This window comes from Blautia sp. OM06-15AC (assembly GCF_003481425.1).
Lineage (GTDB): Bacteria > Bacillota > Clostridia > Lachnospirales > Lachnospiraceae > Fusicatenibacter > Fusicatenibacter saccharivorans.
Map to the genome: position 1 here is coordinate 80,970 of NZ_QULD01000014.1, position 8,767 is coordinate 89,736.

9 protein-coding genes and 1 pseudogene are annotated in these 8,767 nt (G+C 36.6%); 1 reads left to right on the top strand and 9 read right to left on the bottom strand.

Annotation, left to right across the window (positions count from 1 at the left end; translation table 11 throughout):
* Window positions 1-3: 3 nt before the first annotated feature.
* From DXB83_RS14780 to DXB83_RS14795, 4 genes and pseudogenes are all read right to left on the bottom strand, one after another.
* Window positions 4-1,926 (bottom strand): hybrid sensor histidine kinase/response regulator, encoded by a 1,923-nt coding sequence (locus DXB83_RS14780; RefSeq protein WP_055221365.1) that lies wholly within the window; start codon window positions 1,924-1,926, stop codon window positions 4-6.
* 78 nt (window positions 1,927-2,004) lie between these two features.
* Window positions 2,005-2,208 (bottom strand): hypothetical protein, encoded by a 204-nt coding sequence (locus DXB83_RS14785; protein WP_022462380.1) that lies wholly within the window; start codon window positions 2,206-2,208, stop codon window positions 2,005-2,007.
* A gap of 80 nt (window positions 2,209-2,288) precedes the next feature.
* The gene (locus tag DXB83_RS14790; RefSeq protein WP_118697797.1) at window positions 2,289-5,162 is read right to left on the bottom strand and encodes a response regulator; all 2,874 of its coding nucleotides are present in this window, start codon (window positions 5,160-5,162) and stop codon (window positions 2,289-2,291) included.
* 185 nt (window positions 5,163-5,347) lie between these two features.
* Window positions 5,348-5,635, bottom strand: a pseudogene (locus DXB83_RS14795) (response regulator); the annotation flags it as partial.
* Window positions 5,636-5,687: 52 nt separating this feature from the next.
* Here DXB83_RS14795 and DXB83_RS14800 point away from each other — a divergent pair.
* Complete coding sequence (locus tag DXB83_RS14800; RefSeq protein ID WP_243108936.1) at window positions 5,688-6,005, top strand: hypothetical protein; 318 nt, start codon at window positions 5,688-5,690, stop codon at window positions 6,003-6,005.
* Between the two features lie 14 nt (window positions 6,006-6,019).
* Here DXB83_RS14800 and DXB83_RS14805 read toward each other — a convergent pair whose 3' ends face one another.
* The 5 genes from DXB83_RS14805 to DXB83_RS14820 are packed head-to-tail and all read right to left on the bottom strand — an operon-like array spanning window position 6,020 to window position 8,688.
* Window positions 6,020-6,520: a kinase gene (locus tag DXB83_RS14805; RefSeq protein WP_118697799.1), complete on the bottom strand. Its 501-nt coding sequence runs from the start codon at window positions 6,518-6,520 to the stop codon at window positions 6,020-6,022.
* Window positions 6,521-6,533: 13 nt separating this feature from the next.
* Window positions 6,534-6,683, bottom strand: a complete 150-nt coding sequence (locus DXB83_RS17425; RefSeq protein ID WP_080515324.1) for a GrpB family protein — start codon at window positions 6,681-6,683, stop codon at window positions 6,534-6,536.
* Window positions 6,684-6,692: 9 nt separating this feature from the next.
* On the bottom strand, window positions 6,693-6,833 hold the full coding sequence (locus DXB83_RS16600; protein WP_158581119.1) for a hypothetical protein: 141 nt from the start codon (window positions 6,831-6,833) through the stop codon (window positions 6,693-6,695).
* Window positions 6,826-7,668: a carbon-nitrogen hydrolase family protein gene (locus tag DXB83_RS14815; protein WP_118697800.1), complete on the bottom strand. Its 843-nt coding sequence runs from the start codon at window positions 7,666-7,668 to the stop codon at window positions 6,826-6,828. Before DXB83_RS14815 ends, DXB83_RS16600 begins: the two co-directional genes overlap by 8 nt.
* A 12-nt stretch (window positions 7,669-7,680) precedes the next feature.
* The gene (locus DXB83_RS14820) at window positions 7,681-8,688 is read right to left on the bottom strand and encodes an HAD-IA family hydrolase (protein WP_118697802.1); all 1,008 of its coding nucleotides are present in this window, start codon (window positions 8,686-8,688) and stop codon (window positions 7,681-7,683) included.
* Window positions 8,689-8,767 lie beyond the last annotated feature (79 nt).

Here is an 8,767-nt window from a genome sequence, read left to right on the forward strand (position 1 = left end):
CCTTTACATATATTTCATAATAGTCGGCAATAATACATTCATATCTATTGGTTTTGCAACATGATCATTCATGCCACTTGCCAAAGCCATCTTCTTATCTTCTTCAAACGCATTTGCTGTCATTGCAACAATTGGAATCTGCGATTTGTTACCGTCTTTCAGTTCTCGAATTCTCCTGGATGCTTCATATCCGTTCATAATCGGCATCTGAATATCCATCAGAATCAGACTGTAGTAATTTTGCTTTGCTTTGTTAAACATATCAATACATGCAACGCCGTTCTCCGCTCTTTCTATCATGATTCCCTCTTCCGTCAAAAGTTCCGTTGCAATTTCTGCATTCAAGTCATTATCTTCTACCAGAAGAACCCTTTTTCCTTCCAGTTTTTTGATATTCAACTGACCGTCTGCATGTTTCGGATTCCTTTCTTCCGCATTTGCTATTTTTAATGGAAGCGTGATTGTAAAAGTAGAACCTGCTCCCGGTTTGCTCTGAACTGTGATCTTGCCATTCATTAAATCCACCAGTTTCTTCACGATTCCCATGCCAAGTCCGCTACCTTCTATTCCGCTGTCTGACGAAGATCGTTCCTGTGAAAATGATTCAAAAATATGTTTTTGGAATTCTTCTGACATTCCGATTCCGTTGTCTGCTATGATAAGCTCTAATACACTCCAACCTTCTTTTTCGCCGGGATATTGGTTCAATGTACAGCTTATGTTACCGCCTTCACCCGTGTATTTCACAGCATTACTCAAAATGTTAATCGTAATTTCAGATGATCTTGCATCATCCATATGCAGGTATGGATATCGAATGTTCTTATTGACTTTCAGTGTTTGATGTTTTTCTTCTATCGGTTTTCTAAACATATCAATACATAAATCAAAGTTTTTAGAAACATCTGTTATTGTTTCATCCAGCGTTGCCTGGTTGTTTTCGATTCGTGCTAATTCAAGAATGTTATCAATCAAATGCAGCATTTTCTTTCCGCACAATAATATTTTTTCAAAGTAATCCTCTAATATAGTTGGCTCCTTTAAATGTTTCTCTCCCAATTCTGCATATCCAATGATTGCATTCATAGGGGTACGAATATCATGAGACATATTAAATAGAAATGTTGATTTTGCTTTATTAGCTGAATCGGCCAGTCTTGCAGCTTCCTGCAACAGTTTTTGCTGTTTCTGCTCATTTTCTTTTTGCTTCTTATATACAGAATATCCACAGGTACATAATATTACCAAAATACACGCTGTAATGCATCCCAGTACAATACTTAACTTATTCGTCTTCTCAACCATTCCATATGCTTTCTGCATATCCATTTCTATGCAGAAAGCACCTATCACTTCATTAGATTCATCTTCCGCTGTCACAGGATAACAGGCTGTAAAAATAGGTCCCCATGTTGTATCAACAATATCCTGAGAATATACTGTTTTTCCAGAAAGTGCTTTTTCTATATAAGGAACCATCTCCTTTTCAATCGGATCTCCTGGATGTCTGACGTCACCAGCCGATGGATCCAGTCCGTCTACAACGTAAATCAATCTACCGTCTTCATTTCTGGTTGCTGTGTAAATATATCTCGTAGAATTCAGCGTTCTGATTTCATTCATATATGTCGACATATTCTTGAATAGTTCTGTATTCTCATCAGCTTTACTTTTTATTTCATTAAAATCTTTTCGTCCCAGTCTGTCATTTACCAGCTTATGAACCGCATCTGCACTGGAAATATCTCGTTCAATTTCTGTTTTCAGAGCAGTTTTGGTATATGCTTGTTGTAAAATAAAAGTATATGCGACAACAGCCAAAATCACCATTGCCAGAAGGAATACCAACCGTCCCTCAAAAATTTTCCAATGATTTACCGGATTTTGATCTTTTCTTTTTTGTTTTATATAGTTATTTTTCATCATCGTATTTCACATGCCTTTTATCTAATTTTAATTTAATACAAAAACGTCTCAACTCTTCACGTATTTTACAAACATGGGTTACATTTCCAGACTCATCCCTTTTTTTACAGTAAAAAGCATTCTGTGCCAACTGCCATCACACATACGGTATTCTGTGGAAATGCATTCTTCCGCCTTCAATCTTGCTGAAAGTGTAGAGATATCCAGAAATGGACGGATCAGCGAGCGGTATTCAGATGCAGCCATTGTATCACAAAACTGATACAGTTTCTGTTCTGTCATAACCAAATCCTCTCTCTATGTTTCCTGTCTGCTTATCCCATGCACCTAGAAGGCTCCTGATTGCTGCGGTTGCCTCATAATCATTCATGACAGGCATTTTGCTTTCTCAACTCTTCGCTTATGGTCTGCTTAATTTTTTCATCATCCAACGGCTTTGCAAGATGTGCGTTCATTCCTGCTTCCATACACCTTTCGGCATCTTCCCTGAATGCATTTGCAGTCATAGCAATGATAGGAATTGTTTTTGCATCCTGCCGATCCAGAGCTCTTATTGTTCTTGTAGCAGTAAGACCATCCATCACCGGCATCATAACATCCATTAAAATAACATCGTATGTTCCCGGTTCGGAAGCTTCAAAATGCTGAACAACTTCTAACCCATTGTTCACTGTTTCTACTTTAGCTCCATTTTCCGTCAGCATAAATTCTGCTATTTCCACATTCAGCTCATTATCTTCAACCAGCAATACCCGGATATCTGATATATCTGCATCAAAATCTTCTTTTTCTTCTGGCCGTGCATTCGTATCAATTTTAAATGGAAGTATTACAGTAAAACAACTTCCTTCACCAAGCTTGCTTTCAACTGTTATGGTTCCGCCCATCTTTTCTACAAGTTGTTTCACAATAGGCATTCCCAGACCTGTCCCATTATAATCAGAACGCGGGGAATTATCTGCCTGTACAAATGGAGTAAACAATTCATTTTTTATAAATTCTTCTGACATTCCAATTCCATTATCTTTTATTTTAAATTCACATGTCATGTGATCTTCTGATCTTTCAATCGTTCTCATACTCATGTAAATAAAACCATTCACCTTATTGTACTTCATACTGTTTGTAAACAGATTCATCAATATTTTTTTCAGATGAACTGCATTGCTCCAAACATATATACCACTGTAATCATCATGTTCTCCTATAACATGAAGTCCTTTTTCTTCTGCCTGAAAGTATAGCGACTCCGTGATTTCTTTACATACCTGATCCAGATTGATGGATTCATCACTAAAAACCACGGTATTCGATTCTAACTTTGCCATATCCAAAACATCATTTACCAATGATAATAGCAGTTTCGAAGACTCATTTATTTTATTCAGGCAATCTTTTGTCCGCTCACCATCATTTCCGCTTTTTTCAAGAATTGTAAGCATGCCCATAATGCCATTGATCGGTGTCCTGATGTCATGAGACATGTTATTTAAAAAGGAAGTCTTAGCCTTATTGGCACTCTGTGCTTCTACAAGTGCATTTTGTAATTCCTGCTGTTTTTCTTCAAGCTCCTGATTCAGCTTCAATGCCTGCTCAGCAGACTTCTTGGATTTTTCTTCCGCACGCTTTGATTTTTTCAAAGAATCAAGAATTATACACAGAACAACGAAAAAAGAAATTCCAGCGATAAGTGATACTGTCAGTAAATTGTCCTGAATAAAATCCTTCGCTGTAACTTTTCGTGAGGAAGCATTATACGAAACTACTGCACCTGAAAATTGAGTTGTAGGCATAGATGTCAGTGTTTTATTCAGAATGGACAAAAGAACCGGTTCTCCCTGCTGAACAGCAAATGGAACATCAGCTTCTTTTGTCAGGAAAACACTATGAAGCTTATTATTTTTCAAATAGTCTGAAACAGTACCTGAATTGCTTACAATACAATCCGTCTCCCCTTTCTGCATTGCTTTTACTGCTGCATCTGATGTTTCATATTCCACAACCTTCCATTGCGGATAATTGTATGAAAGATATGCTTTCAATGCAAAATCATCTTCTTCAACGGCAGCTATATTCTCTTTATTTTCATCAAAAGAATCCTTTGCCGTAATTGCTGCCATATCGAGAGTCAATAGCGTATCCGACAAAGCAAATCCATTTGTTTCTGCAAAGTATGGATTCTGGTTTGCATGAAAAATCAGGTCTATTTTTCCATCCTGCAATGCCTGAAGCAGTTCACTTCTTGTCTCATATCCATTTAATTCAAATTCCAGAGTCTGACCTTGCAGACAATTTTCTGCAAGATCCACATAATCTGTAATAACACCTGTCAGTTTACCTGTTGATGGATCTACACTGCTGATACCTCCATCCTGATTCAGATACCCTATCCGGATTGCACCATGCTGCCCGATCCACTCACTTTCTTCTTTTGAAAGAAACGAGCTGCTCTGTGCAGAAAGATAACGCCTGTAGAGATCATCTGTGTAAAATGGGTTGTCATCCTTGATTCTGCGCATAGCACTATCCAATGCTTCTTTGATATCCGGACGTTCTGGATTTATAGCGAAATAGATTTCTGTCTCTCCAATACTTGTAAGCGGTGAAATATCCGATTCTTCCCAACGGGATTCTTCTACCGAAACGAAGCAGTCAATTTCATGTTTCGACAGTTTGTCCATAATTTCTGTGGTTGTAGAAACATTGATATGCTTCGTATGCAGACCATATTTTGATTCCCATTCATTAAGCACATCCTCCACTATATTATCTTTAGACACACCAATATTTTTTCCCTCAAAAGAATCCAAATTTCCTGCCGTAAGATCCATATTGGATGCATCCGTATAGATGTAGTATTTCTCTTCCCCCATAGGCATATCGGAAAAAAGCATATTTTCAGCACGTTCGTCTGTATAGGAAATGCCACCAAGAATATCAATCTCTCCATTTTCCAACTGTGTAAAGCAGTTTTTCCAATCACTTGTTATGTATTTATATGTCCATCCTGCATAACCTGCAATATCTTGAAGATACTCATAACCATAGCCGCTTCTTTCTCCCTTTTCATTGACTACATTATAAGTTTCCTCAAAAGATCCTACCCGGATAACATGATCAGAATTTTCTTGGGCAGATGTGGAAACAGGAAAAACAACCAAACATATCATTGTGCAAAATATAAAATAACAAAATTTGAAATTTCTTATATTCTGTACTAATTTGCACTTCTTCATCTTTCTCCCACCCTCCAGGCTACAGTCGCTTGCTTGCTTGCAGATTTTAATTTTACATTCATTAATGTTCAATACCTCCACAACATTTTTATAAATATCTTTGCGACAGCTTCTGCTGTACTTTTACTATAATTATACTCTACAGCCAACTTGTGTCAATTTGCTAACAGAGTAATTACATTCTTTTACTCTTTATTATATAATTCAATTGTATGTTCACAAATCGTTTTTTTCACTTTTTCAATATCCAAAGGTTTAGCTAAATGTGCGTTCATTCCTGAATCTAAACATCTTTGTACATCTTCTGCAAAAGCATTGGCGGTCATTGCAATAATCGGAATTATTCCTGCATCTGGTCGATTTAATGCCCGAATTGCTTTAGTCGCTGTCAATCCATCCATTACCGGCATCATAATATCCATAAGTATTGCATCAAATGTACCCACCGGATTATTATTAAATAATTCGACAGCCTATCCCGAAAAAGCATTTGGAAAACCGAAAGCACTAAGGGCCTTCCTTTGCATGGATGTGTCTTTATCCACAAATGAAATCCTGGACAATTACGTATGCAGGTGGCCAATTGAGGTGTTTTTCCGCCAATGTAAGGATAAACTGGCGCTGGACAGCTATCAAATCCGTTCTGCACAGGGAATCCGAAGATACTGGTTGATTATGTCATTTGCACACTATATGTGTGTTGTTGGAACTGGCAAAGTCTGTCCTTTTGAAGCAGGGTATCGCAAGATCAGTGACATAATCCAGATGGAAAAATATCTCACCCTCTATCAATATGCGAGGGAATGCATTGGTTTTGACTCCTTTGTAAAGGTCGTGGCGTAGTTTTGTGCATTTTTTCAAATTTGCTCATTTATAGCTATATATATCATTTCAACAATACTGTCTGCATCAATGTCAGATGTAATAATTTTTTCATTAAAAACTGATGAAAAATCCTTTTCTCTCCACCATCTACGCATATCTTCTTCACCAAATTCCTGTTTTTTATCTCGTGTATTATGCCGCCTGACCGTCTCTTCAAATGGTATATCAAAATAGTACGCATATATATCCATTCCATACAATTCATTTGCCGTTTTGAACAAAGGACTATACCACTCATCATACATGATGCCCTCTAAAATAACCACATCACAATGCTCATACCCATATTTCATAAGTTCTATCATAAGTGGTAATGCCTTAGTATCAACGCCATCTTTAACCCACAAGATATTTCTCCTAATCTCATCTTGTGAAATCATCATTGTATTGTATCCAAATTTCTTTTGTAACGCTCTAGCTACTGTTGTTTTTCCACTTCCAGAGTTACCTCTTAATATAATTATCTTTTTCATAATTTCTCCTTTTTCATTTGCCTAAAATTTTGTTTATCATATTCTGTTTGCCATTCGTGTATGCAACCCTGTCATCTGCATACTTACTTTCAAGTTCTTCCTTTAATTTTTCATACTGCAATGCCACATTCTCATTGGCATTAAGATAATCCCTGAAATGAATATAATTCTTTCACTCAGTTCCGTTCCATTTTACAATATGAATATGATGTGTTCTGATATCCGCCTCCATATCACCCATTACATAGAGCAATTGACATTCTACATCTGAACCTCGATAAAATATTCCTCTTGTTACTTCTGATTTATCCATTCTGGCCATCCCTTATAAATGGTTCCTTGATTTCTTTACTTAACAACCGACTATATGATTCTACCTTACGAAATGTGTTTCCTAACATTTCCCGATTCCTGTATTCTCTAATAGCTTCCATATCAAACTCCGCATAAAAAATCCCCTCAGTTTTATCATCAGCCAGCAAAACTGTGTTATCAACACATTTTCCGTTTCTATCCCAGCAAATTGGACTATATGCGCAGGAACATCCAGCATTATCTCCATTCGGATTTGCCATAGCGACTGCAACCATATTTTCATAAGCTCTTGTCGAAAGTGCCCTGATTCTTGGTTGCATAGAACCGCAATCATTTGGGACAAGAATAACCTCAGCTCCTTTTAACATCAGTATTCTTGCACTTTCTGGGAACTCTCTGTCATAACAAATCATAATGCCTAATTTTATTCCTTCAAAGTCACATACCTTAAACTCTTTCCCCGATTCAACATTTCTTTCATCTGCAAAATCACATGTATGCACCTTAGAATATTTCATCAAAATATCACCCGATTTATTGATAACAAATGCTGAGTTCTGCGGTTGCTTATTACCTTTCGTAAATGAAGTTAGTACTACTCCAATTTTATATTTTTTTGCATACTTACATATTTTTGCAATTCTTATATCATCATCGGAAATACTTTTTTCATATGACATAGGTAAATCATATTCTGTAATAAAGCATTCCGGCAATAAAAGAATATCTGCATGGTTTTCCGAAGCCTCTTCCATTGCCATAATGATAGTTTCAATATTCTTATCTATTTGTGCATTAATGGCACGTTTTTGTAGTATGGCAACCTTGAACATTCACTTTCCCTCCTATAGATAATTCAAAATGTCAGATAGGTTATTAACTTCAATATCGGCTTTTTCACTCTCTTCCATTACAGTCCACAAACTTCCAAATCCCTGTTTTATCCATATCGTTTTCATTCCTAACTGTTTTGCTGGTACAATATCATTATCAATGCGGTCACCAATCATTACAGCATTTTCCGGCTTACAGCCACTTCTTTCCAAAGCAATTTCAAATATACGTCTGTCCGGTTTTGAAACACCTTCTTCTGCTGATGCAATGACTAAATCAATATATTTTCGCGCTCCGAGATTTTCTAATCTTTCAGAAGTTCCTAATGTTTGGTTTGCGATTATACCAATTTCATAATTTCTGCTTAACCTTTTCAGGCAATCTTCAGAATCTGTATACAGCTTTTCATATTGTGATTCCCATTTAGGTAGTTCTATCCCCAATTGTTTTGCTATCTCTAAATCACCTTTTTTATTTCTCCTGTATAATGATATCGCATGTTCATAAATTTGTTGCGAAGTTAGACTAGATAATTCAGCAATTTTTTTCATCCTATCTTCATAAACTCTACTTTCATCAACCAGCGTCGAACCAACATCAAAAAATAACCATTTTATTTCATCCTTCTTAGGCAAAAATCCTCTTTGTCTCGCTTCTTCTAGCAGTCTTGGTTGAATTTCCGGATATGTCCAATTAAGCGGTAGTTCATTCATAATTGCTATTTTCTCTATCTCACTATGTAAATCTTTTTCAAACGTATGTATCTCCGCGAAAAATAACTTTCCAAAGGTTTCTTTCCCATCAAAGTTGTCTGGCGCCGTCACAGAATAAATACATATCGGATTTATCTCAAAATTAATGGCTCCTGTTTCCTCATACAATTCTCTCTTTGCTGTTTCAAGAATATCCTCACCTTGTTCTCTATGTCCTCCCGGCACTTCCCATGTACTTCTTTCTCTATGCTTACAGAATACCCATTTTCCATTATGTTTTGCAATAATAACTGCAAACTTTAGCATTGAATCATCAATGCTATCATAAAAATGTAAACGGTAGAATACGAATACCTTGACAAATAGCAGACCGCTTTTGCGGTCT